This is a genomic window from Oleiphilus sp. HI0043 (genome assembly GCF_001634935.1).
The window spans coordinates 1-1209 of sequence record NZ_LWEY01000782.1 but is presented as its reverse complement, the minus strand read 5'-3'; the positions used below and the strand labels follow the sequence as shown (position 1 = coordinate 1209).

Here is a 1209-nt window from a genome sequence, read left to right as displayed (position 1 = left end):
GTTGTGGTGCGTTTTGGTGAAAAATACAAGCAGTGGAATGCAGCATTCGACGCCGGTATTGCGATTGGTCAGGGTAAGCCGATTATTGTGATGCATGCGCCAGAACTGACGCATCCTTTGAAAGAAATTGACGGTGCAGCGATGGCGGTGACCGAAACGCCGGAACAAGTAGTTGAAATTTTGAAGTATATCAACCAATAGTCGGGCTAATCTCGCTACAAGGCGGCGTGTTTTACGTTATAATGCCGCTCTTTTGTTTCTCACTCTATAAGAATCTGGTGGTACGATCGTGTCTAACGAGACCCAAGCAAACGAAGTCGGTGCAGGTGCGCCTGACGTTAAAACTTTTCAGGGGCTGATTCTGGCCCTGCAAAACTTCTGGGCGAGTAAGGGCTGTGTAGTCCTGCAGCCGCTTGATATGGAAGTTGGAGCAGGTACTTTTCACCCGGCTACTTTCTTGCGCTCAATAGGGCCCGAGACCTGGAATGCCGCCTATGTTCAGCCAAGTCGACGACCTACAGATGGTCGCTATGGCGAGAACCCGAACCGTTTGCAGCATTACTATCAATTCCAGGTGGTGATGAAGCCTTCACCCCTGAATATTCAGGAACTCTATCTTGAATCATTAGCGGCGATGGGTATTGATACCACTGTCCACGATATTCGATTTGTAGAGGATAACTGGGAATCTCCTACACTAGGCGCCTGGGGTTTGGGTTGGGAAGTCTGGTTGAATGGTATGGAGGTAACTCAGTTCACCTACTTCCAACAGGTTGGCGGGCTCGAATGTTACCCGGTAACCGGTGAAATTACCTACGGTTTGGAACGTATCGCGATGTACCTTCAGGGTGTGGATAGCGTTTATGACTTAATCTGGGCGCATGGGCCAGATGGTGATGTGACCTATGGCGATGTTTTCCACCAGAACGAAGTGGAAATGTCGACTTACAACTTTGAGCACGCCAATACTGATGCGCTTTTTGCACAGTTTGATACCTGTGAAGCTGAAAGTCAGAAGATGATTGACCAGGGTTTGCCATTACCAGCGTATGAGTTGGTGCTTAAGGCTTCCCACACATTTAACATGCTGGATGCCCGCCATGCGATCTCGGTCACTGAACGTCAGCGCTATATACTGCGTGTTCGAGGCTTGGCACGATCCGTTGCCCAGGCATATTTTGATAGTCGTAAAGAATTAGGCTTCCCTCT

Annotated in this window: 2 protein-coding genes; both read left to right on the top strand. The window is 49.0% G+C overall.

Annotation, left to right across the window (positions count from 1 at the left end):
- The coding region (locus A3729_RS08975) for a YtoQ family protein (RefSeq protein ID WP_197475720.1) at nucleotides 1-201 on the top strand (201 nt) is incomplete at its 5' end.
- A gap of 88 nt (nucleotides 202-289) precedes the next feature.
- Nucleotides 290-1209 (top strand): glycine--tRNA ligase subunit alpha (gene glyQ / locus A3729_RS08970; protein ID WP_156497829.1); only part of this gene is annotated, 920 nt, incomplete at its 3' end.